This window comes from Pseudomonas sp. F220, assembly GCF_057813935.1.
Window position 1 is genome coordinate 1 of the sequence record NZ_JBVASJ010000010.1, and the last position, 25831, is coordinate 25831.

At 56.0% G+C, this 25831-nt stretch carries 29 protein-coding genes, 1 tRNA gene and 1 pseudogene; 21 read left to right on the plus strand and 10 right to left on the minus strand.

Going from position 1 to position 25831, the window contains the following annotated elements; translation table 11 throughout:
- A pseudogene (locus tag ACZYSM_RS11440) lies at positions 1–123 on the plus strand (IS630 family transposase); the annotation flags it as partial.
- Here ACZYSM_RS11440 and ACZYSM_RS11445 read toward each other — a convergent pair.
- Positions 120–743, minus strand: a complete 624-nt coding sequence (locus tag ACZYSM_RS11445; RefSeq protein WP_489071604.1) for a glutathione S-transferase family protein — start codon at positions 741–743, stop codon at positions 120–122. The pseudogene ACZYSM_RS11440 and the gene ACZYSM_RS11445 overlap by 4 nt on opposite strands.
- 83 nt (positions 744–826) lie before the next feature.
- On the opposite strand from ACZYSM_RS11445, the gene ACZYSM_RS11450 reads away from it, so the two are divergent.
- On the plus strand, positions 827–1672 hold the full coding sequence (locus ACZYSM_RS11450) for an AraC family transcriptional regulator (protein ID WP_489071605.1): 846 nt from the start codon (positions 827–829) through the stop codon (positions 1670–1672).
- Positions 1673–2279: 607 nt separating this feature from the next.
- Complete coding sequence (locus ACZYSM_RS11455) at positions 2280–2840, plus strand: magnesium transporter (protein WP_489071606.1); 561 nt, start codon at positions 2280–2282, stop codon at positions 2838–2840.
- Positions 2841–2879: 39 nt separating this feature from the next.
- Here the strand turns inward: ACZYSM_RS11455 and ACZYSM_RS11460 are convergent, their stop codons facing one another.
- The 8 genes from ACZYSM_RS11460 to ACZYSM_RS11495 form a co-directional block, all read right to left on the minus strand.
- The gene (locus ACZYSM_RS11460; protein WP_489071733.1) at positions 2880–3197 is read right to left on the minus strand and encodes a cytochrome C oxidase subunit IV family protein; all 318 of its coding nucleotides are present in this window, start codon (positions 3195–3197) and stop codon (positions 2880–2882) included.
- Positions 3198–3278: 81 nt separating this feature from the next.
- Positions 3279–3992 carry a heme-copper oxidase subunit III family protein gene (locus ACZYSM_RS11465; protein WP_489071607.1) on the minus strand — a complete coding sequence of 238 codons (714 nt, stop codon included), beginning with the start codon at positions 3990–3992 and terminating at the stop codon, positions 3279–3281.
- 6 nt (positions 3993–3998) lie between these two features.
- Positions 3999–4691, minus strand: coding sequence for a cytochrome c oxidase subunit 3 (locus ACZYSM_RS11470; protein WP_489071608.1), 693 nt, complete (start codon positions 4689–4691; stop codon positions 3999–4001).
- The gene (ctaD, locus tag ACZYSM_RS11475) at positions 4688–6463 is read right to left on the minus strand and encodes a cytochrome c oxidase subunit I (RefSeq protein WP_489071734.1); all 1776 of its coding nucleotides are present in this window, start codon (positions 6461–6463) and stop codon (positions 4688–4690) included. The genes ACZYSM_RS11470 and ctaD overlap by 4 nt, the downstream gene beginning before the upstream one ends.
- 49 nt (positions 6464–6512) lie before the next feature.
- Positions 6513–7985 (minus strand): c-type cytochrome, encoded by a 1473-nt coding sequence (locus ACZYSM_RS11480; RefSeq protein ID WP_489071609.1) that lies wholly within the window; start codon positions 7983–7985, stop codon positions 6513–6515.
- A gap of 317 nt (positions 7986–8302) precedes the next feature.
- Positions 8303–8638 carry a hypothetical protein gene (locus ACZYSM_RS11485; protein WP_489071610.1) on the minus strand — a complete coding sequence of 112 codons (336 nt, stop codon included), beginning with the start codon at positions 8636–8638 and terminating at the stop codon, positions 8303–8305.
- 127 nt (positions 8639–8765) lie between these two features.
- The gene (locus ACZYSM_RS11490) at positions 8766–9095 is read right to left on the minus strand and encodes a hypothetical protein (RefSeq protein ID WP_489071611.1); all 330 of its coding nucleotides are present in this window, start codon (positions 9093–9095) and stop codon (positions 8766–8768) included.
- A gap of 162 nt (positions 9096–9257) precedes the next feature.
- Positions 9258–9342, minus strand: a tRNA-Leu gene (locus tag ACZYSM_RS11495).
- 108 nt (positions 9343–9450) lie between these two features.
- Between ACZYSM_RS11495 and queA the strand changes: the two genes are divergently transcribed.
- From queA to ACZYSM_RS11525, 6 genes are all read left to right on the plus strand, one after another.
- A complete protein-coding gene (gene queA, locus ACZYSM_RS11500; RefSeq protein ID WP_489071612.1) occupies positions 9451–10500 on the plus strand; it encodes a tRNA preQ1(34) S-adenosylmethionine ribosyltransferase-isomerase QueA in 1050 nt (349 codons plus the stop codon).
- Positions 10501–10505: 5 nt separating this feature from the next.
- The gene (tgt, locus tag ACZYSM_RS11505) at positions 10506–11621 is read left to right on the plus strand and encodes a tRNA guanosine(34) transglycosylase Tgt (protein WP_489071735.1); all 1116 of its coding nucleotides are present in this window, start codon (positions 10506–10508) and stop codon (positions 11619–11621) included.
- 43 nt (positions 11622–11664) lie between these two features.
- On the plus strand, positions 11665–12003 hold the full coding sequence (gene yajC / locus ACZYSM_RS11510) for a preprotein translocase subunit YajC (RefSeq protein ID WP_419118400.1): 339 nt from the start codon (positions 11665–11667) through the stop codon (positions 12001–12003).
- Between the two features lie 62 nt (positions 12004–12065).
- The gene (secD, locus tag ACZYSM_RS11515) at positions 12066–13934 is read left to right on the plus strand and encodes a protein translocase subunit SecD (protein ID WP_489071613.1); all 1869 of its coding nucleotides are present in this window, start codon (positions 12066–12068) and stop codon (positions 13932–13934) included.
- 9 nt (positions 13935–13943) lie between these two features.
- Positions 13944–14858: a protein translocase subunit SecF gene (secF, locus tag ACZYSM_RS11520; protein WP_489071614.1), complete on the plus strand. Its 915-nt coding sequence runs from the start codon at positions 13944–13946 to the stop codon at positions 14856–14858.
- A gap of 122 nt (positions 14859–14980) precedes the next feature.
- Positions 14981–15529 (plus strand): glycine zipper 2TM domain-containing protein, encoded by a 549-nt coding sequence (locus tag ACZYSM_RS11525; RefSeq protein WP_489071615.1) that lies wholly within the window; start codon positions 14981–14983, stop codon positions 15527–15529.
- Between the two features lie 217 nt (positions 15530–15746).
- On the opposite strand, the gene suhB is transcribed toward ACZYSM_RS11525, so the two are convergent.
- Entirely contained in the window at positions 15747–16562 is an 816-nt protein-coding gene (gene suhB, locus ACZYSM_RS11530) for a type III secretion system regulator SuhB (protein WP_489071616.1), read from the minus strand.
- A gap of 145 nt (positions 16563–16707) precedes the next feature.
- On the opposite strand from suhB, the gene trmJ reads away from it, so the two are divergent.
- The 12 genes from trmJ (at position 16708) to rlmN (ending at position 25822) form a co-directional block, all read left to right on the plus strand.
- Positions 16708–17478, plus strand: a complete 771-nt coding sequence (gene trmJ / locus ACZYSM_RS11535) for a tRNA (cytosine(32)/uridine(32)-2'-O)-methyltransferase TrmJ (protein ID WP_489071617.1) — start codon at positions 16708–16710, stop codon at positions 17476–17478.
- A gap of 2 nt (positions 17479–17480) precedes the next feature.
- Complete coding sequence (gene cysE / locus ACZYSM_RS11540; RefSeq protein WP_489071618.1) at positions 17481–18257, plus strand: serine O-acetyltransferase; 777 nt, start codon at positions 17481–17483, stop codon at positions 18255–18257.
- Positions 18258–18542: 285 nt separating this feature from the next.
- Positions 18543–19034, plus strand: a complete 492-nt coding sequence (gene iscR, locus ACZYSM_RS11545; protein ID WP_489071619.1) for a Fe-S cluster assembly transcriptional regulator IscR — start codon at positions 18543–18545, stop codon at positions 19032–19034.
- Positions 19035–19084: 50 nt separating this feature from the next.
- The gene (locus ACZYSM_RS11550) at positions 19085–20299 is read left to right on the plus strand and encodes an IscS subfamily cysteine desulfurase (RefSeq protein ID WP_489071620.1); all 1215 of its coding nucleotides are present in this window, start codon (positions 19085–19087) and stop codon (positions 20297–20299) included.
- A 78-nt stretch (positions 20300–20377) separates the two neighbouring features.
- On the plus strand, positions 20378–20764 hold the full coding sequence (gene iscU, locus ACZYSM_RS11555) for a Fe-S cluster assembly scaffold IscU (RefSeq protein WP_261741057.1): 387 nt from the start codon (positions 20378–20380) through the stop codon (positions 20762–20764).
- Positions 20765–20798: 34 nt separating this feature from the next.
- Positions 20799–21122, plus strand: a complete 324-nt coding sequence (gene iscA / locus ACZYSM_RS11560; protein ID WP_145015127.1) for an iron-sulfur cluster assembly protein IscA — start codon at positions 20799–20801, stop codon at positions 21120–21122.
- Positions 21123–21130: 8 nt separating this feature from the next.
- Complete coding sequence (hscB, locus tag ACZYSM_RS11565) at positions 21131–21652, plus strand: co-chaperone HscB (RefSeq protein WP_489071621.1); 522 nt, start codon at positions 21131–21133, stop codon at positions 21650–21652.
- 51 nt (positions 21653–21703) lie between these two features.
- Entirely contained in the window at positions 21704–23566 is a 1863-nt protein-coding gene (gene hscA, locus ACZYSM_RS11570; RefSeq protein WP_489071622.1) for a Fe-S protein assembly chaperone HscA, read from the plus strand.
- Between the two features lie 3 nt (positions 23567–23569).
- The gene (fdx, locus tag ACZYSM_RS11575) at positions 23570–23911 is read left to right on the plus strand and encodes an ISC system 2Fe-2S type ferredoxin (protein ID WP_489071623.1); all 342 of its coding nucleotides are present in this window, start codon (positions 23570–23572) and stop codon (positions 23909–23911) included.
- A gap of 14 nt (positions 23912–23925) precedes the next feature.
- The gene (gene iscX, locus ACZYSM_RS11580) at positions 23926–24126 is read left to right on the plus strand and encodes a Fe-S cluster assembly protein IscX (RefSeq protein WP_489071624.1); all 201 of its coding nucleotides are present in this window, start codon (positions 23926–23928) and stop codon (positions 24124–24126) included.
- 92 nt (positions 24127–24218) lie between these two features.
- Positions 24219–24650 carry a nucleoside-diphosphate kinase gene (gene ndk / locus ACZYSM_RS11585; protein WP_299828106.1) on the plus strand — a complete coding sequence of 144 codons (432 nt, stop codon included), beginning with the start codon at positions 24219–24221 and terminating at the stop codon, positions 24648–24650.
- Positions 24651–24673: 23 nt separating this feature from the next.
- Positions 24674–25822, plus strand: a complete 1149-nt coding sequence (rlmN, locus tag ACZYSM_RS11590) for a dual-specificity RNA methyltransferase RlmN (RefSeq protein WP_489071625.1) — start codon at positions 24674–24676, stop codon at positions 25820–25822.
- Positions 25823–25831 lie beyond the last annotated feature (9 nt).

Below are 25831 nucleotides of genomic sequence, written 5' to 3' on the forward strand. Positions count from 1 at the left end.
GCTCAGCCAAGCCTATACGTCTGGAATGCAAAAGGTGAAGACATCTTGCGCAAGATCCAGCGTGCGCGAGAGGCGATGGCATCACAGTCCAAAGAGAACGTTTTTTCTGAGACAGCACACTAGCTCTCTTCGGCGGCCCGCTGCAGCCATTGCTGCACCGGCGAGTAAGCCAGCACCGCATCGACGTAGGCTTGCAGCGGCGCTGGAACGGCAATCCCGTAGCGACGAAAGCGGAAAACGACAGGGACAAACATGGCATCCACAATCCCGAAATCACCGCAGAGGAACGTCGTGGAGCTGCTCACCTTTCTTAAGTGGCTCCAGATGTCGAAGATGCGCTGAATTTCATCTTTCGTTTCAGGCGTCAACATTTCTGGGGTGTCACCGGTGTTCATACCAAATGACATCTGCGTACGTACATTAGTAAAGCCAGAATGCATTTCTGCCGCCGCGGCCCGAGCCAACGCTTTGATGCGTTGTTCTTGCGGCCACAAGTGTGCTTCAGGGTAGAGGCTGGCAATATATTCAGAGATGGCCAGGCTGTCGTTGATAACAATGTCGTCCTGAAGCAGCGCGGGTACCTTTCCTGAAGGAGAGTACTTTAGAATACGTTCGCGAGTATCTTGTTCTTCCAGTTTTATTTGAATGGTTTCAAACGAAACATCAGCTGTCACAAGAACCAGCCACGCCCGAAATGACCAGGAGGACTTACTGAAGTCCCCGATAACTAGTGTTGTCGGCATTATTTCCCCTAGCTTGCATTATGGAATGGGTGCTAAGTTTATCTGGCCATTTTTCGAACGTATTGCACAAAACTGGACAGGTCATGGAAGAGCGTCGGCGCCGCAAAAACTCCCCAACAATCAATGAGGATTTCTCTCGCTTCTGGCGGATACCTGAGGGCGATTGTGAATTGTTGTCCGCTCGCTACAGTACCCAGTCATTTGGCAGGCATTCACATGACCGCTACGCGATCGGCGTCATCAGCAGCGGCGTTGAAAAGCTCTTCTATCGTGGCGCCCATCACTTGGGAGCTGCGGGGAGCGTGGTCACCATCAGCCCCGGAGAGATACATGACGGACTTCCCGGAAGCGACGAAGGCTGGATGTATCGGATGCTCTACATTGACCCGGCATGGCTTAATAAAGTGGTCTTTCAGGACGGGGTTTCTTCCGGGCACATTCATCTTTTTCAACAAGCGCTGACTCAAGACGACGTTTTTGCCCAATCGTTCTTGTATCACCATCAGGTCATTGAGACGTCCAACCCAAGCCTTGAGCGCGAGACCATCCTGCTGGAGCTGGTCACACAGCTCTTTCAGAGGCATGGGGTGAACATAAAGTCTTCGGATGCCGCTGAGCGTGATGCGGTAAAACGCATCAAGAAGAAGCTGGAGGATGATTTCGATAAAAACATACCGCTGGAAGACCTCGCCAAGCTTGTTGATCTCGATCCTCTGTACATGATCCGGGTGTTCAAAAAGAACGTCGGCATCTCTCCCCACAGCTATCAAATCCAGAAACGAATCGCCCACGTACAAAACCTTCTACGCAAGGGCGCGAGTATTGCGGACGCCTCTTTTTGCTGCGGATTTTTTGATCAGAGCCATATGGCAAGAGCCTTCAAGAAGGTCGTCGGGGTGACGCCTGGCAGTTTCCGAAATAGTCGTTAGCATTGGATTTTTTGGCGTTTCGATGAAAGTGGTGAGGGCGAATTGCTGAAGGCACTGCCGTTCGACGGTAACGATGTGAGCTTGAATCTTGCCGCCCACAGCGCCAGAGCCGGACAGAGTTGTGATCGGCGCTGTCACGATGTCGGTGGCCTTGAGCAAGAGTGGAGGGCCGCGCGCCTCGATTTCGTTGCGAAGAGGTGTACCTTGGCAGTAAGCCACGGCAGGAATACGCGGCGAGTCCGCGCGACTGCGTGCGGCCAGCGTGGTGAACCCGGGCACATGAGTAAATCCACTGCGTGCAAGATCCTGAGCGCAGTTAGAGGTAGAGGTAGGGGTAGAGGTAGAAGTGGAGGGGGGATTCAAGAAGCCGACGCGCCCGAGGGCGACCTGAGCACAGCCACCATTTCAAGTGCAGGGGGTTGCGTCAGGCCCTAATGCTGTTTTTAGGTCTTGACGCTGCCTGGCCTGCATGCTAGGGGTGCTATACTTCTATCAAATTGCATGAAGTGTGCAGCGTTCCCCACGGGTACAGATACCGACTGCAAATCTCGGTTAACGGCTGCAGGACAGAGGAGGTCTACAGCAAACACGAGATGGGAGGTGTGGCATGAATCGACACTATTACATCAGTGACAATCTCGACGATCTTGAAACCGTTGAAAATGAATTGGAAGCCAACGGCATCAATACCGAACAAATTCATGTGCTCAGTGAAAAAGTTGCTGATGTTGAACAACATCACCTCCACGAGGTTAACTCGTTAATGCAACAAGATGCTGTTCACTCTGGCGAGATTGGTGCGGTGGTCGGTGTGCCACTCGCGGCGCTGGTCCTTGGCGGCGCCTATTGGCTGGGTTGGACCGAATCCGCCGCAGGCTGGGTGCCTTTTATCTTCCTTGCCATTGTTATAGTGGGCTTCTGTATCTGGGAAGGCGGTTTTTTTGGTATCCAGGTGCCGAACACTCACTTCCGCAGTTTTAAACAGGTGGTAGAAGAGGGCAAACATATCTTCTTCGTGGATGTTGAGCCGGATCAGGAATCGGTATTGGACCGGGTAATCGAACATCATCCAAGGCTGAAAATCGCCGGCACGGGAACGGCAGCCCCCCACTGGACAGTAGCCTGGCTGCACAAATGGCATCAGTTCAAACGAGTGATATCGGGTTAGCCCCTGGAGGCTTAAGGCCATCCGGAAGTCGGAAGTCGCTTATTGGCCGAAGAAAATTACCCGGCTGAGGAAAACATAGTCTGCCTCGGTGGCCATCAGTCCAACGAGCACCAGTAAACACAAAGGCGGCACCAATATGGCGTAGACCATGGCCAACCGTTCCCAGGCCATATGCATGAAGATGGAGACAATTAAACCTGCCTTCAACAACATGAGCGTGATAATCAGGGACCACCTGAGGTAGCCATGGAAGTGAAAATAGTCGACAAGATACGACAGTGTACTGAGGACGAATAACAGCCCCCAAATTTTAAGGTACAAACTAATTGGATGTTGCTGACCCTGAGTATGCGCCATCATCAGTGCTCCTCTTCAGAACCTGTTCACGATCTACTGCGCTCGGCCATGCTTGTGACGATCATGAACAGTCTCTTAGACCTACCATAAATAGAAGAACGCAAAAATAAACACCCACACCAAGTCGACGAAGTGCCAGTAAAGCCCGGCTATCTCGACGATCTGATAGTTTCCGGAGCGCTCATAATCTCCCCGCAATACTTTCAGCGCCACAATGCTGAGGTAGATGACACCGACTGACACATGCAGTCCGTGAAAACCGGTAATCATGAAAAAGCTGGCACCAAATTGTGCCGCCCCCATAGGGTTCCCCCAGGGACGCACCCCTTCTGCGATGAGCTTGCTCCATTCAAATGCCTGCATGCTGACGAAGGTCACACCGAAGGCTGCGGTCGCCAGCATCAGGGCAGCGGTTTTCGCGCGATCATGGCGATAGGCGAAATTGACTGCCATGGCCATGGTGCCGCTGCTACTGATCAGCACAAAGGTCATGATGGCGATCAGAATAAGCGGGATTTCTCTACCGCCGATCGTCAATGCGAACACTTCACTGGGGTTCGGCCAAGCGGCGGTGATGGTCATGCGTACCGACATGTAGCCGGTTAAAAAACAGGTGAATACAAAAGTATCGCTGAGCAGGAATATCCACATCATCGCCTTGCCCCAAGGGACCTGCTTGAAAGCCTCTCTATCCGAGGACCAGTCGCTGGCGATGCCCTGCCATCCCGGTGCAGGTGGCGAGCTTGGTGGATTGGATGAACTGGATTCGACTGGGGCTGGTGGGTGCGATGCCATGGCTTTTCACCTCAGGCCGCAGAATCTGGCGATGGCGTCATAGGTTTCCGGCGTGCTGGTCAACAGGGCGAATAGCACGAACCAAAGACCCAGTAAGTAATGCCAATAGATGGCACAGAGCTCTACGCTGGCACTGAGTTGCGACAACGGAACGCGATGCAGGAATTTAGCGACGGTTCTGCTCCAGGCGATCAGCCCACCCAGCAGGTGGACCCCATGCAGGCCGGTCAACAAGTAGAAGAAACTGTTGGCCGGATTGCTGGCGACAAAGTAGCCCCAGGCGACAAATTGCTGCCAGACCAAGAGTTGTCCCGTCAGAAAGGCAATTGCAAATACGCCCCCCAATGCAAAGCCAATGACAGTTGCGCCCAGTCGAGCCTGTCGGGCGGCCATACGCGACCACTGCAGTGCGATGCAACTGAGTACCAGAAAAGCCGAATTTAGCCACAGCTGCCATAGATTGGCTAAAGGCGCCAAGGGCTCTGTCAGGGGTAGCCAGTCGGCCATTTGTGAGCGCTCGATAAAGGCGACCAGGAAGAGAAAGAATAACGAGCTCACCACGGCCAGAAACAAGCGCAGGCCTATTCTTGCGTTTTGGATTCTATCGGCACCTTCGGCGGCCTGAATACCCTCAGGATCACCCCTCCAACTGCCGCCGGGGTCAGCACCGTCGGCGTTTCTCAATAGCAGTCTGTTCATGTTTTAACGTCCGCTATTTTGGTTCCGGCACTGAGTTGCCGCATCTGCTCCAGCTCCTCGTCGGAGACCGTTTGCGGAACGAAATCCTGTTCTATTCCCGGCACGCTGTAGTCATAGGCCCAGCGATGCACGACCGGCAGCTTCGCTCCCCAGTTACCGTGTATCGGCGGGGTGTCCGGCGTTTGCCATTCCAGACTGGCCGCGCCCCAGGGATTACTGCCTGCGGGCTTGCCTTTAAATACGCTCCAGGCCAGGTTGAACAGGAACAGCAGTTGGGAAACGCCGACGGTCAATGCGACCACCGTAATGAAGGCATTCAATTCTTGCGCCGACTGCGGGATGAACGCGTAGTTGTCATAGGCGTAATAGCGGCGTGGCATGCCCTGAAAACCCAGGTAGTGCATGGGGAAGAAGATGGCGTAGGTGCCCAGAAAGGTAATCCAGAAATGCAGCTTGCCCAGGGTGTCGTTCGTCATCCGCCCGGTTACTTTCGGGAACCAATGATAAATGCCGCCGAACACCACCAGTACCGGTGCGACCCCCATGACCATATGAAAATGGGCTACGACGAAATAGGTGTCCGAGAGCGGAATATCCACGATCACATTGCCGAGAAACAACCCGGTCAGACCGCCGACCAGGAAGGTGACGATAAAGGCCAGGGCAAACAACATCGGCACGGTCAGATGGATGTCGCCCCGCCACAGGGTCAGCACCCAGTTGTAGACTTTCAGTGCGGTCGGCACCGCGATGATCAAGGTGGTGGTGGCGAAGAAAAAGCCAAAGTAGGGGTTCATTCCGCTGACATACATATGGTGTGCCCAGACCACAAAGCTGAGTACGCCAATTGCAATAATGGCCCACACCATCATTCGGTAGCCGAAGATACTTTTACGCGCATGTGTGCTGATCAAGTCGGAGACCAGACCAAACGCGGGGAGAGCAACGATATAGACTTCCGGGTGGCCGAAGAACCAGAACAGATGCTGGAATAATATTGGGCTGCCACCTTGGTGATCGAGCTGCTGCCCCAGCGAGATGATCGCGGGCATAAAGAAGCTGGTGCCCAACAGTTTGTCAAACAGCGTCATGATCGCACTGACAAACAACGCCGGGAAAGCCAGCAAAGCCATAATCGAGGCCATGAAGATTCCCCATACGGAGAGCGGCATGCGAAACAATGTCATGCCGTGCGTGCGCGCCTGCAACACCGTGGTGACGTAGTTCAACCCACCCATGGTGGTTGCGACAATAAAAATCGCCAGTGAGACGAGCATCAGCACGATGCCCCACTCGGTCCCCGGTGTCCCCTTAGTAATGGACTGTGGTGGATAGAGCGTCCAGCCCGCACCGGTGGGGCCGCCAGGGACAAAAAAACTGGCGAGCAACACCAGTACCGCTAGCAGGTAGGTCCAGTAACTCAGCATGTTGACATAGGGGAAGACCATGTCGCGGGCGCCCACCATCAGTGGGATCAGATAGTTGCCGAAGCCACCCAGAAACAAGGCCGTCAGCAAATAAACGACCATGATCATGCCGTGCATGGTCATCGCCTGATAGTAAGTACTGGCGTCCATGAACCCCAAACTACCGGGGAAGCCAATCTGCAAGCGCATCAAATCGGACAACACCACGGCAATAAGACCCACGAATATAGCCGTCAAGGAATATTGAATGGCGATGACCTTGTGGTCCTGACTCCAGATGTATTTGGTCAGGAAACTTTTAGGTTCGTGCAGTGCTTCTGTTTCGGCTTGCTCCGCATAGGCCATCACGTCATCCTCCAGCTGAAGTTTCGGTGTATTTCTGGCTTCTTAACGGCTACTTCCCTGGCTCCGCCTTGCTCGCATCAGCGCCGGCATTCGCTTTGGATTTGATAAACGCGATCAGTGCGTTCAACTCCTGATCACTCGGCGCAAAGGTAGGCATGATGGCTGCATAGCCCTTGACGATTTTGGCGTTAGGCTTAAGAACCGATTCTTTTATATAGTCCTCATCGACCTTTATCCTCGTATCGTCGTCAAGGGTTTCTGTCTTGCCATACAGGCCCTGCCAGCTGGGACCGACGCCCTTACTGCCATCGACACTGTGGCAGGCCAGACAGCCGAACGACTTGGCCAGCCGCTGTCCCTGCGCCACCAAGTCGTCACCTGAGCCCGACGCTTCGCCGGTAGAAAGTTCATCGCCTTGGCGCGCAGTACCCAGTGATTTGATCAGGGCGACGAGAGCACCCAGTTCATCTTCATTGAGAGTATAGGCCACCATGACTGGCGGGTAGCCCTGTACCCGTCGGGCCTTCGGATCGAGGATCGCCGCTTTCAGGTAGGCCTCATCGACCAGCACACTGGAGCCATCGGCAAGCTGTTCGGTGCGGCCGTACAGCCCCTTCCATCCCGGGCCGAGACTGGCACTGCCATCCTGGCTATGGCAGGCACCGCAGCCGAGTTTTTCGACCAACAGGCGGCCTTTTTCCAGCACGCTGTCCCGACTGGGCTTGGCAGCTGCCGTTAATGTTTGCGCAAAAGTTGGTTGGCTGCTCAGCCATTGATCGAAAGCGTCCTGTTCGTCCACGATCATATGGTCGCGCATGTTGTAATGCCCCACGCCACAATATTCAGCGCAGATAATTTCATATTTCCCGGTTTTAGTTGGCGTAAACCAAAAGTACGACACCATCCCTGGCACCATGTCCATCTTGCCGCGCATTTGCGGTACATCGAAATCGTGCAGTACATCTTTAGAACGCAGTAAAACTTTTACCGGTTGATTGAGTGGAAGGTGAACTTCACTGTTTAGTACAAGCACATCGTCCTGCCCGGCAGGATCCTTGGGATCAAGGCCGAAGGGGTTGGTGGAATCAACAAACTTGATATCCGATCTGCCCAGCTTCCCGTCCTGCCCGGGAAAACGAAAGGCCCACTGCCACTGCTGGGCGACCACTTCAAGTTCATAAGCTTTTTTCGGTACCCGGACGAAATCACTGTAAACAATCAGGCCTGGCGCCAACATCAAGGCAATACCAACCGAAGTAACGATAATTAACCATACTTCCAACTTTTTATTTCCCGGCTGGTAGGCCGCCTTGGTGCCCTCCTTGTGACGATAACGCATCACGGCTACCGCCATAAATACCGTGACAGCGATGAAAAATATTCCACTCATGATCAGGGTGATGAACTGGGTGGTGTCTATTGATCCCCAGTTGGAAGCTGCTGGTGTCGCATGCCAAGGCGCTAGTATGTTGAACAGCACTGATGCAACAACGATTAGAATTAAGATAATTGCTATTGCCATTTTCTCTTCATCCTATTCCTGTTGCTCATTGGTTATGCAAAAGCATCGCCACTAAACAGCATCGTCAAATTAATATTAATCTGACGCCCAAGCAGGGTAGACAAGTACCACCCATACGGGTGGTAAAGTCAGCAAGAAGTATAGTGCATGGACGGAACAAGCGCTTTTTCTGAAAAAACTGATGCCCGGATATACCAAATCCAACGTTGAGTTAATCGTTTGAAGAGGAAAGGGGGGGAATTAAGAGATAAGTTGAGTTTTCAGCACCGCACTACCCCCGCAGCGATAAGCCGATGCCTGGAATCGCGTAGTAGCTTCTAAAGCAGCTGATCAATCAAAACCGCGTTGGAATAGATCAAGCTACCATCGCTCGCTCGATGCCCGACCAAATGGAACTGACCGCGCTCGTTGTGCAAATAGACGCGCATTTGGCAGTCGGACAAGGGGCTGTATCCCTCTGGCATGATCAAATCCATTGAGTCCATGTCGACATCGACCATGGCTTCACGCTCATGGGTCTTCTGTAGGCGCTCTTCAGCTTCCTCTAGACGCAGATGGAGGGGGCCATCGACGTAAAAATGGATGTCCCCCACCGGGGTGGACTTTTGGTCTCCGCTGATTTTGCACCAGCCTTCGATCGTCAGGTTACTCATGACGAAACCTCCATTGTGGACCGCAGGACTCTGTAGCTCTTGTCTCTTCCCAATGCCATCACTTATCTGACCATTACGCAAGGGCAGGGTTCGTCTTTTGGGGCCGCTTCTGACCGTTCTCCCTCATTCACTGAATGTCTTTGAGGTAGTCCTTGAGCGCGATCAGCGGGGTATCAAGCTGCGCCATGGTCTGAGCACCGCCGAAATCAGCTGACAACCTATTCAGCTCGCGACCTAGCGGTGTATTAACACCGCCTATAGCTTTCAGCGCCAAACCCAGGCATTGATCCACTTTAAGCTGGATAGCCTCGACATCACCTCTGCGCACCAGCAAGCCAAATACGTCCTTCTGATAGTCGCTCATTATCAGATCGTCGCGCAAAATCGGACTTTGACCTTCCGTCTCATAAGCCAGCTTGAGGGAGAAAAGGGCGACTGTTTCCAGTGGCAATTCCATGGGGGAATCCTTGTGAAATGTCTTACCGGTGCAGGAGGTGTGGAAGAGCAGAAGGATCAAAAGATCGCAGCCTTCGGCAGCTCCTACGGGACGGTGGTGCGGTGGAATCTCTTTTCTATAGGCGAAAAAAAAGGCCTTGCAAAGCAAGGCCTTTCTTAATTTTGGTGCCCCGAGGGAGACTCGAACTCCCACTCCTTTCGAAAACGGATTTTGAATCCGCCGCGTCTACCAATTCCGCCATCAGGGCTCAATGGCGGCGAAGTATAGAGATGAGATTACCGTTGGTCAATCACGTTTCATGGAGAATTTTTACTATTTCCGCTAAACTTTGCGGCCCTGCTAGACGAACTCCATCATGCGCGTTGCTGACTTTACCTTCGAGCTCCCTGATTCCTTGATCGCTCGCCATCCTTTGGCCGAGCGTCGAGGCAGTCGCCTGTTGACCCTGGATGGGGTCAGCGGCGCCCTGGCACACCGTCAATTCACTGATTTGCTTGAGCATTTGCGCCCGGGCGACTTGATGGTGTTCAACAATACCCGGGTGATTCCGGCGCGGCTTTTTGGCCAGAAGGCTTCCGGCGGCAAGCTGGAAATTCTGGTTGAGCGGGTGCTCGACAGTCATCGCGTGCTGGCCCATGTGCGCTCCAGCAAGTCGCCGAAGCCGGGTTCGAAGATCCTTATCGACGGTGGGGGCGAAGCCGAAATGCTGGCGCGCCATGACACGTTGTTCGAGCTGGGGTTTGCCGAGGAAGTGCTGCCGCTGCTCGATCGCGTCGGGCACATGCCGTTGCCTCCTTATATAGACCGCCCGGATGAAGGCTCGGACCGCGAGCGTTATCAAACCGTCTACGCCGAGCGTCTGGGCGCGGTGGCCGCGCCGACCGCGGGGCTGCATTTCGATCAGCCGCTGCTGGAGGCGATTGCCGCCAAGGGCGTCGAGACTGCGTTCGTGACACTGCACGTCGGCGCGGGGACGTTTCAGCCGGTGCGCGTGAAGCGTATCGAAGATCACCACATGCACAATGAATGGCTCGAAGTCAGCCAGGAGGTGGTGGATGCGGTCGCTGCTTGCCGTGCCCGTGGTGGGCGGGTGATTGCAGTCGGCACCACCAGCGTGCGTTCGCTGGAAAGCGCGGCCCGCGATGGTGTGCTCAAGCCATTCAGTGGCGACACCGATATCTTTATCTACCCGGGTCGGCCGTTCCATGTGGTCGATGCCTTGGTGACCAACTTCCATTTGCCCGAATCCACATTGTTGATGCTGGTTTCGGCGTTCGCCGGTTATCCCGAAGCCATGGCTGCTTATGCAGCGGCCGTTGAGCATGGATACCGCTTTTTCAGCTACGGTGATGCGATGTTCATCACCCGTAATCCCGCGCCACGCGGCCCTGAGGATCAAGCATGAGTCGTATGTCTTTTGAGTTGCTCGCCACTGATGGCAAGGCTCGTCGTGGTCGTCTGACCTTCCCCCGCGGTACTGTCGAGACGCCAGCGTTCATGCCGGTCGGCACGTACGGCACGGTCAAGGGCATGCTGCCGCGGGATATCACCGCCACGGGCGCTGAAATCATTCTCGGCAACACCTTTCACTTGTGGCTGCGTCCTGGCACTGAAGTGATCAAGAAGCACGGCGACCTGCATGACTTCATGCAGTGGAAAGGCCCGATTCTGACCGACTCCGGTGGTTTCCAGGTGTTCAGCCTGGGTGCCATGCGCAAGATCAAGGAGGAGGGTGTGACCTTCGCCTCGCCGGTCGATGGCGCGAAAGTCTTCATGGGCCCGGAAGAGTCGATGCAGGTTCAGCGCGACCTCGGTTCGGACATCGTGATGATTTTCGACGAATGCACGCCGTACCCGGCCGATGAAGACGTTGCACGGGTGTCCATGGAGCTGTCGTTGCGCTGGGCTCAGCGTTCGAAGAATGCCCATGGCGACAACACTGCTGCACTGTTCGGTATCGTTCAGGGCGGTATGCACCAGGACCTGCGCATGCGCTCCCTGGAAGGCCTGGACAAGATTGGCTTTGACGGCCTGGCTATCGGCGGTTTGTCGGTGGGCGAGCCCAAGCACGAGATGATCAAGGTGCTGGACTACTTGCCGGGCCTGATGCCGGCTGACAAACCTCGTTACCTTATGGGCGTTGGCAAACCAGAAGATCTGGTTGAGGGTGTGCGCCGCGGTGTGGACATGTTCGATTGCGTGATGCCAACCCGCAATGCCCGCAATGGGCATCTGTTCATTGATACTGGCGTGCTGAAGATCCGCAACGCGTTCCATCGCCATGATGATTCCCCGCTGGATCCGACCTGCGATTGCTATACCTGCCAGAACTTCTCCCGCGCTTATCTGCATCATCTGGACAAGTGCGGCGAAATGCTGGGTAGCATGTTGAATACCATCCACAATTTGCGCCATTACCAGGTGCTTATGGCTGGTTTGCGCGAGTCTATTCAACAGGGTACATTGGCCGCCTTTGTCGATACCTTCTATGCCAAACGCGGGTTGCCTGTTCCGCCTTTGGACTAAGTTTTCTGACCCTAAGATTCAATATTTGCAACTGGAGTGCTAAATGAGCTTTTTGATCCCTGCCGCTTTCGCGGACGCTGCTGCACCTGCCGCTGCTGGCCCAATGGGCGGCGGTTTTGAATGGATTTTCCTGGTCGGCTTCCTGGTCATCTTCTATCTGATGATCTGGCGTCCACAGGCCAAGCGCGCCAAAGAGCAGAAAAACCTGCTGGGCAACTTGCAAAAAGGTGACGAAGTTGTGACCTCCGGTGGTATCGCCGGCAAGATCACTAAAGTGGCTGACGATTTCGTGGTTCTTGAAGTTTCCGACTCGGTAGAGTTGAAGTTCCAGAAAGGCGCTATCGCCGCCACGCTGCCAAAAGGCACGCTGAAAGCGATCTAAGTTCCAACTTCTACCAATCGACGGGGCGCGCAAGGCGCCCCGCGTCATAAGCGGGCGGCGTGATGCTGAACAAATACCCTCTGTGGAAATACATACTGATCCTGGCGGTGCTGGCGATCGGATTTATTTATTCCGCTCCCAATTTATATCCTGACGATCCGGCTATTCAGATCAGTGGCGCAAGTACCGCGCTGCAGGTCAATCAGGCCGATCTGGATCGTGTGAGCAAAGCGCTTGTCGATGCCGGGATCGCTGTAAAAGCCTCTTCTCTGGCTGCCAATGGCAAGGGCGGTTTGTTGCGTCTGACCAAGCAGGAAGATCAGCTTCCAGCCAAAGACGTAGTGCGCAAGGCATTGGGTGATGACTATGTCGTCGCACTGAACCTGGCACAGACCACTCCAAAATGGCTGCGCAGCCTTGGCGCGCACCCGATGAAGCTGGGTCTGGACTTGTCCGGTGGTGTGCACTTCCTGCTGGAAGTGGACATGGAAAAAGCCCTCGATGCACGCCTGAAAGTCTACGAAGGCGACGTCAAGAGCCTGTTGCGTAAAGAGCGCCTGCGCTATCGCAGCCTGCCGCAACTGGGTGGTGCCATTCAGCTGGGCTTCAGTGATGACGCTTCCCGCGAACAGGCCCGTGCTCTGATCCGCAAGAACTTCAAAGATTTCGACATTGTTCCGGCCGACCTCAATGGTCAGGCGGTGCTGCGTCTGGCGATGACCCCGGCCAAGCTGGCGGAAATCCGTGAATACTCCATCAAGCAGAACTTGACCACGGTACGTAACCGCGTCAACGAGCTGGGTGTTGCCGAACCTATCGTTCAGCGTCAGGGTGCCAACCGTATCGTGGTTGAGCTGCCGGGCGTGCAGGACACTGCTGAAGCCAAGCGGATCCTCGGCAAGACGGCCAACCTTGAGTTCCGTCTGGCCGCAGAGCCAGGCGCTTCGAAAGCCACTTCCGAGACTTTCGAATTCCGCGAAGGCAAGCGTCCTCCAGCGCAAATCGAGCGTGGTCTGATCATCACGGGTGACCAGGTGACTGACGCCAAGGCTGGTTTCGGCGAGCACGGTACTCCGGAAGTGAATATCCGTCTCGACGGTCACGGCGGCGAACTGATGAGCCGTGCGACTCGCAGCAACGTCGGTCGCAGCATGGCGGTGATCTTCATCGAGCAGCGGCCAGTCACCACTTACGTCAAGCAAGTGGTCGACGGTGTCGAGAAAGATGTGCCGGTTCAAACCTTCAAGGAAGAGAAGAAGATCATCAGCCTGGCGACCATTCAGTCGCCGCTGGGTGCGCAGTTCCGTATCACTGGCCTGAACGGTCAGGGTGAGTCTTCCGAGCTGGCCCTGCTGCTGCGTGCCGGTGGTCTGGCGGCGCCGATGTACTTCGCTGAAGAACGCACCATTGGTCCGAGCCTGGGTGCTGACAACATCACCAAAGGTATCGATGCATCCCTGTGGGGCATGCTGTTCGTTTCGCTGTTCATCATGGCTATCTACCGTTTCTTCGGTCTGATCGCCACGGTTGCACTGGCGGTGAACATGGTGTTGCTGCTGGCCTTGATGTCCTTGCTGGGTGCAACGCTGACCCTGCCAGGTATCGCCGGTATCGTCTTGACCATGGGCATGGCGGTCGACGCCAACGTACTGATCTTCTCGCGGATACGTGAAGAGATCGCTGCCGGCATGACGGTGCAGCGGGCAATCAACGAAGGCTTCGGCCGGGCATTCACCGCGATTCTCGACGCCAACCTGACAACTCTGTTGGTCGGCGGGATTCTCTTTGCCATGGGCACAGGTCCCGTCAAAGGCTTTGCGGTGACCATGTCCCTCGGGATCTTTACCTCGATGTTCACGGCCATCATGGTGACCCGCGCGATGGTCAACCTGATCTTCGGCGGTCGTGACTTCAAGAAGTTGTGGATTTAAGGGGCTGCCATGTTACGTACAATCAACTTCATGGGCGTTCGCAACTTTGCGTTCGGCGTCACATTGCTCCTTACCTGCCTGGCTCTGTTCAGCTGGTTTCATAAGGGCCTCAACTACGGTCTGGACTTCACCGGCGGTACGCTCATCGAGCTGACCTACGAGCGTCCGGCCGATGTCACCAAGGTTCGTACCCAGCTGACAGAGGCCGGGTATCACGAAGCTATCGTTCAGAGCTTTGGTGCGACCACTGACCTGCTGGTGCGTATGCCAGGTGAAGATCCGCAACTGGGTCATCAGGTGGCTGAAGCGCTGCAGAAGGTTGGCGGCGACAACCCTGCCAAGGTCAAGCGCGTCGAGTTCGTCGGCCCGCAGGTGGGTGAAGAGCTGCGCGACCAAGGCGGCCTCGGCATGCTGATGGCGCTGGGTGGCATCCTGATCTACCTGGCTTTCCGCTTTCAGTGGAAGTTCGCGGTCGGTGCCATCGTTTCGCTAATCCACGACGTGATCGTGACCGTGGGTATCCTGTCGTTCTTCCAGATCACCTTCGACCTGACGGTGCTGGCGGCAGTATTGGCGATCATCGGTTACTCGCTGAACGACACCATCGTGGTATTCGACCGGGTTCGTGAGAACTTCCGTGTCCTGCGCAAGGCAACCCTGATCGAGAACATCAACATCTCGACCACGCAAACCCTGCTGCGGACCATGGCCACGTCGATCTCCACCTTGCTGGCGATCACTGCGCTGCTGTTCTTTGGTGGCGACAACCTGTTCGGCTTCTCCATCGCGCTGTTTATCGGTGTGTTGGCGGGTACTTACTCGTCGATCTACATCGCCAACGTGGTGCTGATCTGGTTGAATCTGAGCAGTGAGGATTTGATTCCTTCTGTCAGCACTGAAAAGGAAGTCGACGACCGCCCATAACGGTAATTGTCTCTTCTGGTTTCAGCCAAAAAGGCGCGAGTATTGAACTCGCGCCTTTTTTTGTGCTCCAAGGCTGGGAGAAGCGCGGGTACGTCCCGCCTGTGATAGTCAGGAGATTCATGATGAACAAGTCGTTGCTGGTTGGTGCTGTATTGGGTGCTGTCGGTGTGACTGCCGGGGGTGCTGTTGCCACCTATAACCTGGTAAAAAGCGGCCCTGAGTATGCGCAAGTGCTGGCGGTGGAGCCGGTCAAGACACAGATCAAAACACCACGTGAGGTTTGCAAGGACGTCACCGTGACCCGGCAGGCGCCGGTGAAGGATCAGCACCAGATCATGGGTACGGTGATCGGTGCTGTTGGCGGTGGTTTGTTGGGCAACATGGTGGGTGGCGGTAATGGCAAAAAGCTCGCCACCGTTGCGGGCGCAGTTGGCGGCGGTTACGCCGGCAACAAGGTCCAGGAAAACATGCAGAACAAAGATACCTACTCCACGACCCAGACCCGCTGCAACACGGTCAATGACATCAGCGACAAGGTTGTGGGTTATGACGTGAGATATTCGTTGAATGGTAAGGAAGGCAAGGTGCGCATGGATCGTGATCCAGGCAACCAGATTCCGGTCAACAAAGAAGGTCAGCTGATTCTCGGTCAGAACCAGCCTGCCCAGTAAGCGAATGCTCCGGATCTAATAATGTAGGAGCGAGCTTGCTCGCGATGGACGTTACCGATAACGCGCGTTTTCTGAATAAGCGCGTCGCCTTTGAGTCCATCGCGAGCAATCGAGCGTCGACCGGCTGCTCCTACAGGGGTTGTGGTTTGCAAGTTTAATACCCAAATCCTGGCCATAAAAAAAGCACCCCGAAGGGTGCTTTTTTTGTGCCTGATGCTTAGCGTTTCAGCGAAGCCGGCAGGTGCGGCTGGATAGCCGTCAGTACAGCCTTGAAGCACTTGGTGTTACCGGCAACAACGTGGCCTTTCTCAAGGAAGTCGTGACCGCCGGTGAAGTCGCTCACCAGGCCGCCAGCTTCCTGGATCAGCAGGGCGCCTGCAGCCATGTCCCACTCGGACAGGCCCGACTCCCAGAATGCGTCGTAGCGACCGGCCGCAACGTAGGCCAGATCGAGGCTGGCGGCACCGGCGCGGCGGATGCCGGCGGTTTGGCCAACCAGGCTGCGGAACATGCCCAGATAGTTCTCGAGGTTGTCCATCTGATCATCGCGGAACGGGAAGCCCGTACCCAGCAAAGCGCCTTCAAGGCTGGTGCGACCGCTGACACGCAGACGACGACCATTGAGCTGAGCGCCGCGACCACGGCTAGCGGTGAATTCTTCCTGGCGAACAGGGTCCAGAACCACTGCGTGTTCCAGGCGACCGCGATATTTGCAGGCGATGCTGACAGCGAAGTGCGGAACGCCGCGCAAGAAGTTGGTGGTGCCGTCCAGTGGGTCGATGATCCACAGGTAGTCTTCACCGTCGCCGCTACCAGCGTGCATGCCGGTTTCTTCGCCGAGGATGCCGTGAGTCGGGTAAGCCTTGCGCAAGGCATCGATGATTTTCTGCTCGGCAGCACGATCAACTTCGGACACGTAGTCCTTGGCGTCTTTTTCGTCGACCTTGATGGTATCCAGGCGCTCGATGGAGCGGAAAATCAATTCACTGGCGCTGCGGGCGGCGCGCAGCGCGATATTCAGCATGGGCTGCATGGATGTGTCACCTAAGGTTGTTAAAGAAAGCCGAGCATTCTAGCAGAAACTTTCTACAGATGAAGGCCGACGTTCGCTTTCATAGCTTAACTCTAGGATGGTCTGTAAGATTTGCTCCCCTTTCCCGTGTTCGAGAGCGCCTCCCTTGCTGCAAAACATTCGTGTCGTCCTGGTCAATACCAGCCATCCCGGAAACATCGGCGGGGCTGCGCGTGCCATGAAGAATATGGGGCTGACGCGGCTGGTGCTGGTCGAGCCGCGCATTTTCCCGAACCATGAGGCCGACGCACGCGCCTCGGGTGCCGGGGACATCCTTGAAAATGCACAAGTCGTCGCCACTCTGGAAGAAGCCTTGGTCGGCTGCAATCTAGTGTTGGGCACCAGTGCTCGTGACCGTCGCATCCCTTGGCCGCTGCTCGATCCGCGTGAGTGCGGGGTGAAGGTGGTCGAGGAGGCCGCGCAAGGCGCCGAGATCGCTCTGGTGTTTGGCCGTGAAGATTCCGGCCTGACCAATGAAGAGTTGCAGCGATGTCATTATCACGTGCATATCCCGTCGGACCCTGAATTCAGCTCGCTGAACCTTGGGGCGGCGGTGCAGGTGCTGAGCTATGAAGTGCGCATGTCCTGGTTGGCGGCCGAAGGTCAGCCGAGCAAGGTTGAGAAGGATGAAGTGGCATCGACCAAGAGTGGCGAGCTGGCGACCATGGATGAGCTGGAGCGATTCTATGAGCACCTGGAGCAGACTCTGGTGGCTATCGAGTTTCTCGATCCTGAAAAGCCGCGGCATTTGATGGCGCGCCTGCGCCGGTTGTACGGACGCAGCTCGGTCAGTCGGGCGGAAATGAATATTTTGCGTGGCATCCTCACGGAAACCCAGAAAGCGGCCCGTGGCGAGCTTCTTAAACGGAAGGATTAATGATGTTCGAGCGTTTGCGTGAAGATATTCAGAGTGTTTTTCATCGTGATCCGGCGGCGCGTAATGCCTTTGAGGTTTTGACCTGCTATCCCGGTATGCATGCGATCTGGATTCATCGCTTGGCGTCGGCTTTGTGGGGTATGGGCTGGAAGTGGCTGGCGCGGGTTGTGTCGAACTTCGGTCGCTGGTTGACCGGGATCGAGATCCATCCGGGGGCCAAGGTCGGTCGGCGCTTCTTTATCGACCATGGCATGGGCATTGTGATTGGCGAGACCGCCGAGATCGGCGATGACGTCACTCTTTACCAGGGTGTGACTCTCGGCGGAACCAGCTGGAACAAAGGCAAGCGCCACCCGACGCTGGAAGATGGCGTAGTGGTAGGGGCGGGCGCCAAGGTTTTGGGGCCGTTCACGGTCGGTGCCGGTGCCAAGGTTGGCTCCAATGCGGTGGTAACCAAGGCTGTACCGGCGGGTGCTACGGTGGTCGGCATTCCGGGGCGGATCATCATGAAGTCCGATGACGAGCTGCACGCCAAGCGCAAGGCGATGGCGGAGAAGATCGGATTCGATGCCTACGGTGTCGGCGAAGACATGCCGGACCCGGTCGCACGGGCCATTGGTCAGTTGCTCGACCACCTGCAGGCTGTGGACGGTCGTCTCGAAGGTATGTGCGGCGCGCTCAAGGATCTGGGCAGTACCTACTGCGCGAAGGACCTGCCCGAACTGCGCGAAGAAGATTTTGCCTGTGTAAAAGGCAAAGATGAGAGTCAGGCCAGCTGACCTGCGCGCCTCACATCTCCCGTAGGAGCTGCCGTCAGGCTGCGATCTTTTGATCTTTAAATGATCGCAGCCGATCCTGAAAAGATCGCAGCCTGCGGCAGCTCCTACGGATAGGGTTTGCATTCCGGGTCCGTGTTGCGAGCGTGCCATTACGCCGTGGATCCTGCTATCATTCGCGCGCTCTTTTTGCTGGTAAACCCGAGTAAATCACTAGGTCTTATAGTTGACTTAAATACTCGGGAATTGCATACTCGCTCCCATTCCGAAACCCCGTGGTGCCCGTCCATGAGACTGACTACAAAAGGCCGATACGCTGTAACCGCCATGCTTGACCTGGCGTTGCACGCGCAAAATGGGCCGGTGTCCCTGGCCGATATCTCTGAACGCCAAGGCATTTCCCTGTCCTACCTCGAGCAACTCTTCGCCAAATTGCGCCGCAGCAATCTGGTGTCCAGTGTTCGTGGTCCTGGTGGCGGCTATCAGCTGTCGCGCGACATGCAGGGAATCCAGGTCGCTCAGGTGATCGATGCGGTGAATGAGTCAGTCGATGCAACCCGTTGCCAGGGTCTTGGCGATTGCCATGCCGGCGACACTTGCCTGACCCACCACTTGTGGTGCGATCTCAGCCTGCAGATCCATGAATTTCTGAGCAGTATCAGCTTGGCTGACCTTGTGACCCGCCGTGAGGTGCAAGAAGTAGCCCAGCGTCAGGACCTGCGCCGCAGCAATAGCAAGGCGCCGCGTTTGGATAAGATAGAAGCGTCCGCCGTCGAATGACAGCCATAGAGCTAGCGGCACGCCAGCCAGCCTGATTTAGGAGATAGTCCATGAAATTGCCGATTTACCTTGATTACTCTGCGACCACCCCGGTTGATCCGCGTGTCGCGCAAAAGATGAGTGAGTGCCTGCTGGTCGACGGAAACTTCGGTAACCCGGCGTCCCGTTCCCACGTGTTTGGCTGGAAAGCTGAAGAGTCCGTGGAAAACGCTCGTCGGCAGGTCGCTGACCTGGTCAACGCCGACCCGCGTGAAATCGTCTGGACCTCCGGTGCCACCGAGTCCGACAACCTGGCAATCAAGGGTGTCGCGCATTTCTATGCCACTAAAGGCAAGCACCTGATCACCTCCAAGATCGAACATAAGGCTGTCCTCGATACCATGCGCCAACTGGAGCGTGAAGGTTTCGAAGTCACCTACATCGAGCCGGGTGAAGACGGTCTGATCACTCCAGCCATGGTCGAAGCCGCGATGCGCGACGACACCATCCTGGTTTCGATCATGCACGTGAACAACGAAATCGGCACCATCAACGACATCGCCGCCATCGGCGAGCTGACTCGTTCCAAAGGCGTGTTGTTCCACGTCGACGGTGCGCAGTCCACCGGCAAGGTCGAGATCGATCTGTCGAAGCTGAAAGTCGACCTGATGTCCTTCTCTGCCCACAAGACCTATGGCCCTAAAGGCATAGGCGCGCTGTACGTGAGCCGCAAGCCGCGTGTTCGTATTGAAGCGACCATGCACGGCGGCGGTCACGAGCGTGGCATGCGCTCCGGCACCCTGGCGACTCACCAGATCGTCGGCATGGGCGAAGCATTCCGTGTAGCCAAGGAAGACATGGCTAGCGAAAACGTGCGCATCAAAGCCCTGAGCGACCGTTTCTTCAAGCAGGTCGAAAGCCTGGAAGAGCTGTACATCAACGGCAGCATGACTTCCCGCGTACCGCACAACCTGAACCTGAGCTTCAACTACGTTGAAGGCGAGTCGCTGATCATGGCACTCAAGGATCTGGCGGTTTCGTCTGGTTCGGCGTGCACCTCGGCTTCCCTGGAGCCTTCGTACGTTCTGCGCGCCCTGGGCCGCAACGACGAACTGGCACACAGCTCGATCCGTTTCACTTTCGGCCGTTTCACCACCGAAGAAGAAATCGACTACGCCGCGCAGAAAGTTTGCGAGGCTGTTACCAAGCTGCGCACTCTGTCGCCGCTGTGGGACATGTATAAAGACGGCGTCGACATTTCGAAAATCGAGTGGGCGGCACACTGAATTTAAGTCGCCGAAAACGGGCCCTGTGAGGTTGCAGGGCTTCTAGAGCGACTCTCTGATGAGTGAGGATTGAGAATCATGGCTTACAGCGAAAAGGTCATCGACCACTACGAGAACCCGCGCAACGTCGGCAAGATGGATGCGGAAGATCCTGATGTCGGTACCGGCATGGTCGGCGCTCCGGCCTGCGGCGACGTTATGCGTCTGCAGATCAAGGTCAACGATCAAGGCATCATCGAAGACGCCAAGTTCAAGACTTATGGTTGCGGTTCGGCTATCGCCTCCAGCTCCCTGGCGACCGAGTGGATGAAAGGTAAGACTCTGGATGAGGCAGAGACCATCAAAAACACTCAGCTGGCTGAAGAACTGGCTTTGCCGCCGGTAAAAATTCACTGCTCGGTACTCGCTGAAGACGCTATCAAAGCGGCCGTTCGCGATTACAAGCAGAAGAAAGGCTTGATCTGAATTTCAAGATTTGGCGACGAGTAAGGAGTCACCGATGGCTATCAGCATGACAGAAGCGGCTGCTCAACACGTGCGACGCTCCCTCAACGGGCGCGGCAAAGGTGAAGGGATTCGTCTGGGTGTTCGCACCACAGGCTGTTCCGGCCTTGCCTACGTGCTGGAGTTTGTCGACGAGGTGGTTGCGGACGATCAGGTGTTCGAAAGTCACGGCGAAAAAGTGATCATCGACCCGAAAAGCCTGGCTTACCTGGACGGTACCGAGCTCGATTTCGTCAAGGAAGGGTTGAACGAAGGCTTCAAGTTCAACAACCCCAACGTGCGCGGTGAATGTGGCTGCGGCGAAAGCTTCAACATCTGAGGCTGCTCGTGGGTACTCCTTGTCATTTCGCTTTATTTGAACTGCGGCCGAGTTTCCGTCTGGATCTCGAGCAGTTGGCCACGCGCTATCGAGAGTTGGCGCGCGGTGTTCATCCAGACCGCTTTGCTGACGCTTCCGAGCGTGAGCAACGGCTGGCGCTAGAGCACTCCGCGAGCCTCAACGAGGCTTACCAGACGCTCAAGAATCCCCCGAAACGCGCGCGATACCTGCTCGCCATGGGTGGTCGTGAGCTGCCGCTGGAAGTCACGGTGCAAGATCCTGAGTTTCTTCTGCAGCAGATGCAATGGCGCGAAGAGCTTGAGGATCTGCAAGACAGTGCCGATCTGGCCGGGATTGTGGTATTCAAGCGCCGCTTGAAGGTCGCTCAGGATGAGCTGAACGAAAGCTTCGCAGCTTGCTGGGATGATGCAGCGCAACGTGAACAGGCCGAGCGCCTGATGCGGCGCATGCAGTTCCTCGACAAGCTCACCTACGAAGTGCGCCAGTTAGAAGAGCGCCTCGACGATTAACCCAGTGCCGCCTCGGTCGCACGCCTGATATACAGATAAGTCCTGATAACGATGGCCCTACTGCAGATCGCCGAACCCGGCCAAAGTCCCCAACCGCACCAGCGTCGTCTGGCGGTCGGTATCGACTTGGGCACTACCAATTCGCTGGTCGCTGCATTGCGCAGTGGTCTTTCCGAGCCTCTGGCCGACGCTGACGGGCAGGTCATTATGCCGTCTGCCGTGCGCTATCACGCTGATCGCATCGAAGTGGGCATGTCGGCCAAGCTGGCGGCTGCAAGCGACCCGTTCAATACCGTGTTGTCGGTCAAGCGCTTGATGGGGCGTGGTCTTTCCGACGTCAAGCAGCTCGGTGAACAGTTGCCGTACCGCTTTGTCGACGGCGAATCGCACATGCCGTTCATCGACACCGTGCAGGGGCCGAAAAGCCCGGTCGAAGTCTCCGCCGATATCCTCAAGGTGCTGCGTCAGCGTGCCGAAGAGGCCCTGGGCGGCGAATTGGTGGGTGCGGTGATTACCGTTCCGGCCTATTTCGATGACTCTCAGCGTCAGGCAACCAAGGATGCGGCCAAGCTGGCCGGCCTTAACGTCCTGCGTTTGCTCAACGAGCCGACCGCTGCGGCGGTGGCTTATGGTCTGGATCAGCATGCCGAAGGCGTCGTTGCTATCTATGACCTGGGCGGCGGCACCTTCGATATTTCGATTTTGCGTCTGACGGGCGGTGTTTTCGAGGTTCTGGCCACTGGCGGCGATAGCGCCTTGGGTGGTGATGACTTCGATCATGCGATTGCCAGCTGGATTATCGAGCAGGCTGGTTTGTCCGCCGACCTTGATCCGGGTGCTCAGCGCAATCTGTTGCAAACCGCTTGTGCTGCTAAAGAAGCGCTGACGCAAACCGATTCGGTTGAGGTTGTCTACGGCAGCTGGCGTGCCGAACTGAGTCGTTTGGTATTCGATGCGCTGATTGAGTCGATGGTTGCGCAGAGTCTGAAGGCTTGCCGGCGCGCTGTTCGCGATTCAGGTATTGAGTTGGACGATGTTCAGGCCGTGGTCATGGTCGGTGGTTCGACCCGCGTTCCACGGGTTCGTGACGCGGTGGCCGAAATGTTCGGTCGTCAGCCGTTGACCGAGATCGATCCGGATCAAGTAGTGGCCATTGGCGCTGCGATCCAGGCCGATACTCTGGCCGGCAACAAGCGTGACGGCGACGAACTGTTGTTGCTTGACGTGATTCCGCTGTCCCTGGGGCTGGAAACCATGGGCGGGTTGATGGAGAAGGTGATTCCACGCAACACCACCATCCCTGTCGCGCGGGCTCAGGACTTCACGACCTACAAAGATGGCCAGTCGGCCATGATGATTCACGTGCTGCAGGGTGAGCGCGAGCTGATTAGCGATTGCCGCTCCCTGGCGCGTTTCGAATTGCGTGGTATCCCGGCCATGGTCGCGGGTGCGGCGAAAATTCGTGTGACCTTCCAGGTCGATGCCGATGGTCTGCTCAGCGTTGCGGCCCGCGAACTGGGTTCGGGCGTTGAAGCCAGCATTCAGGTCAAGCCGTCCTACGGTCTGACCGATGGCGAAATCGCCCGGATGCTCAAGGATTCGTTCCAGCACGCCAACGACGACAAGGTCGCCCGGGTGCTGCGTGAGCAGCAGGTCGATGCCCAGCGCCTGATCGAAGCGGTGCAGGGTGCTCTGGATGTCGACGGCGAGCGTTTGCTCGATGCCGAAGAGCGCATGGTCATCGAGTTGCAGATGCAGGAACTGACCGAATTGATGAAAGGCACCGATGGTTACGCCATCGAGCAGCAGACCAAGCGTCTGTCGCAAGTGACCGATGCCTTTGCAGCCCGCCGCCTGGACTCGACGGTGAAAGCCGCTCTGGCGGGGCGCAACCTGAATGAAATTGAGGAATAGCTGATGCCGCAGATCATTTTCCTGCCTCACGCCGAGCATTGCCCGGACGGTATGGTTGTAGAGGCTGAGACCGGTCAATCCATTCTCGACGTGGCGCATGACAACCATATCGAGATCGAGAGCGCTTGCGGCGGAGTCTGCGCCTGCACCACGTGTCACTGCATCATTCGCGAAGGTTTCGACTCGCTGAATGAGGCCGATGAGCTGGAAGAAGACTATCTTGATCGGGCCTGGGGTCTGGAAGCTCAGTCGCGGCTGACCTGTCAGGCCATCGTCGGGACTGAAGACCTGACCATCGAAATTCCGAAATACTCGCTCAACCATGCGGCCGAAGCGGCGCACTGATTCAAGGAACTGTTATGAGTCTGAAATGGGTTGATGTGCTGGAAATCGCGATCCAGCTGGCTGAAAGCAAGCCGGATGTGGATCCGCTTTCGGTTAATTTCGTCGATCTGCACCGCTGGGTTCTGGAGTTGCCAGATTTCAGCGACGATCCTCAGCGTGGCGGTGAGAAAGTTCTCGAGGCCATTCAGTCTGCCTGGATCGAAGAAGCCGACTGAACGCCCCCTACGCAGTTAGGCAATCCCCTTAAACCCGCGTATAATTCGCGGGTTTAATTTTTCGTATTAATCACCGTTTCTGGAGTTACACCATGGCTGTTCAACGTACTTTCTCCATCATCAAGCCTGACGCCGTTGCTAAAAACGTTATCGGCGAGATCGTTACTCGTTTCGAAAAAGCTGGCCTGCAGGTCGTAGCTTCGAAAATGAAGCAACTGTCCAAAGCCGAAGCTGAAGGCTTCTACGCTGAGCACAGCGCCCGTGGTTTCTTCGGCGACCTGGTTGCTTTCATGATCTCCGGTCCGGTTGTTGTTCAGGTTCTGGAAGGCGAAAACGCCATCGCTCTGAACCGCGAGCTGATGGGCGCTACCAACCCTAAAGAAGCTGCTGCCGGCACCATCCGTGCTGACTTCGCTGACTCCATCGACGCCAACGCTGTACACGGTTCCGATTCGGAAGCTGCTGCTGCACGTGAAATCGCATACTTTTTCGCCGCTACTGAAGTAACCGCTCGTAAGGCCTAAGGCCACCGAGTGAGGATGAATCCATGACTACATCGACTGGCAAAACAAACCTGTTGGGTCTTACTCAGCTGGAAATGGAAAAATTCTTCGACTCAATCGGGGAGAAGCGTTTCCGTGCCGGTCAGGTAATGAAGTGGATTCACCACCTTGGCGTCGATGATTTCGATGCCATGACGAACGTCAGCAAGGCCTTGCGCGAAAAGCTCAAGGTCGTTGCTGAAATTCGTGGTCCGGAAGTGGTCAGCGAGGACATCTCCACCGATGGCACCCGTAAATGGGTGGTGCGCGTGGAGTCCGGCAGCTGCGTCGAGACCGTTTACATTCCCCAGGGCAAACGCGGCACTCTGTGCGTTTCGTCCCAGGCAGGCTGTGCCCTGGATTGCAGTTTCTGCTCCACTGGCAAGCAAGGCTTCAATAGCAACCTCACCGCCGCCGAAGTCATCGGTCAGGTGTGGATTGCCAATAAATCGTTTGGCAGCATCCCGGCAACCGCCGACCGTGCCATCACCAACGTGGTGATGATGGGCATGGGTGAGCCGCTGCTGAACTTCGACAACGTCGTCGCCGCCATGCATCTGATGATGGATGATCTGGGTTACGGTATCTCCAAGCGCCGGGTGACGTTGTCTACCTCTGGCGTGGTGCCGATGATCGATGAGCTGTCCAAGCACATTGACGTCTCCCTGGCGTTGTCCCTGCACGCACCGAATGACGCATTGCGTAACCAATTGGTGCCGATCAACAAGAAGTATCCGCTTAAGATGCTCCTTGAGTCCTGTCAGCGCTACATGTCGTCCTTGGGTGAAAAGCGCGTGTTGACCATCGAGTACACCTTGCTCAAAGACATTAATGACAAGGTCGAGCACGCAGTAGAGATGATTGAGTTGCTCAAGGACACTCCTTGCAAGATCAACCTGATCCCGTTCAATCCGTTCCCCCATTCCGGTTACGAGCGCCCTAGCAACAATGCCATTCGCCGTTTCCAGGATCAGCTGCATCATGCAGGCTTCAATGTCACCGTACGCACCACCCGCGGTGAAGATATTGATGCTGCGTGTGGCCAATTAGTAGGACAGGTGCTGGATCGCACCCGTCGCAGCGAACGTTATATCGCCGTGCGCGAGTTGAGCGCCGAGTCCGATGTACCGCAAAGCGCTGCGAATCGTACTTAAGAGAGGATC

Coding starts and splice junctions, on each gene's coding strand:
- ACZYSM_RS11445 (WP_489071604.1), bottom strand. CDS start 743: ATGCCGACAACACTAGTTATCGGGGACTTCAGTAAGTCCTCCTGGTCA.
- ACZYSM_RS11450 (WP_489071605.1), top strand. CDS start 827: ATGGAAGAGCGTCGGCGCCGCAAAAACTCCCCAACAATCAATGAGGAT.
- ACZYSM_RS11455 (WP_489071606.1), top strand. CDS start 2,280: ATGAATCGACACTATTACATCAGTGACAATCTCGACGATCTTGAAACC.
- ACZYSM_RS11460 (WP_489071733.1), bottom strand. CDS start 3,197: ATGGCGCATACTCAGGGTCAGCAACATCCAATTAGTTTGTACCTTAAA.
- ACZYSM_RS11465 (WP_489071607.1), bottom strand. CDS start 3,992: ATGGCATCGCACCCACCAGCCCCAGTCGAATCCAGTTCATCCAATCCA.
- ACZYSM_RS11470 (WP_489071608.1), bottom strand. CDS start 4,691: ATGAACAGACTGCTATTGAGAAACGCCGACGGTGCTGACCCCGGCGGC.
- ctaD (WP_489071734.1), bottom strand. CDS start 6,463: ATGGCCTATGCGGAGCAAGCCGAAACAGAAGCACTGCACGAACCTAAA.
- ACZYSM_RS11480 (WP_489071609.1), bottom strand. CDS start 7,985: ATGGCAATAGCAATTATCTTAATTCTAATCGTTGTTGCATCAGTGCTG.
- ACZYSM_RS11485 (WP_489071610.1), bottom strand. CDS start 8,638: ATGAGTAACCTGACGATCGAAGGCTGGTGCAAAATCAGCGGAGACCAA.
- ACZYSM_RS11490 (WP_489071611.1), bottom strand. CDS start 9,095: ATGGAATTGCCACTGGAAACAGTCGCCCTTTTCTCCCTCAAGCTGGCT.
- queA (WP_489071612.1), top strand. CDS start 9,451: ATGCGCGTTGCTGACTTTACCTTCGAGCTCCCTGATTCCTTGATCGCT.
- tgt (WP_489071735.1), top strand. CDS start 10,506: ATGTCTTTTGAGTTGCTCGCCACTGATGGCAAGGCTCGTCGTGGTCGT.
- yajC (WP_419118400.1), top strand. CDS start 11,665: ATGAGCTTTTTGATCCCTGCCGCTTTCGCGGACGCTGCTGCACCTGCC.
- secD (WP_489071613.1), top strand. CDS start 12,066: ATGCTGAACAAATACCCTCTGTGGAAATACATACTGATCCTGGCGGTG.
- secF (WP_489071614.1), top strand. CDS start 13,944: ATGTTACGTACAATCAACTTCATGGGCGTTCGCAACTTTGCGTTCGGC.
- ACZYSM_RS11525 (WP_489071615.1), top strand. CDS start 14,981: ATGAACAAGTCGTTGCTGGTTGGTGCTGTATTGGGTGCTGTCGGTGTG.
- suhB (WP_489071616.1), bottom strand. CDS start 16,562: ATGCAGCCCATGCTGAATATCGCGCTGCGCGCCGCCCGCAGCGCCAGT.
- cysE (WP_489071618.1), top strand. CDS start 17,481: ATGTTCGAGCGTTTGCGTGAAGATATTCAGAGTGTTTTTCATCGTGAT.
- iscR (WP_489071619.1), top strand. CDS start 18,543: ATGAGACTGACTACAAAAGGCCGATACGCTGTAACCGCCATGCTTGAC.
- ACZYSM_RS11550 (WP_489071620.1), top strand. CDS start 19,085: ATGAAATTGCCGATTTACCTTGATTACTCTGCGACCACCCCGGTTGAT.
- iscU (WP_261741057.1), top strand. CDS start 20,378: ATGGCTTACAGCGAAAAGGTCATCGACCACTACGAGAACCCGCGCAAC.
- iscA (WP_145015127.1), top strand. CDS start 20,799: ATGGCTATCAGCATGACAGAAGCGGCTGCTCAACACGTGCGACGCTCC.
- hscA (WP_489071622.1), top strand. CDS start 21,704: ATGGCCCTACTGCAGATCGCCGAACCCGGCCAAAGTCCCCAACCGCAC.
- fdx (WP_489071623.1), top strand. CDS start 23,570: ATGCCGCAGATCATTTTCCTGCCTCACGCCGAGCATTGCCCGGACGGT.
- iscX (WP_489071624.1), top strand. CDS start 23,926: ATGAGTCTGAAATGGGTTGATGTGCTGGAAATCGCGATCCAGCTGGCT.
- ndk (WP_299828106.1), top strand. CDS start 24,219: ATGGCTGTTCAACGTACTTTCTCCATCATCAAGCCTGACGCCGTTGCT.
- rlmN (WP_489071625.1), top strand. CDS start 24,674: ATGACTACATCGACTGGCAAAACAAACCTGTTGGGTCTTACTCAGCTG.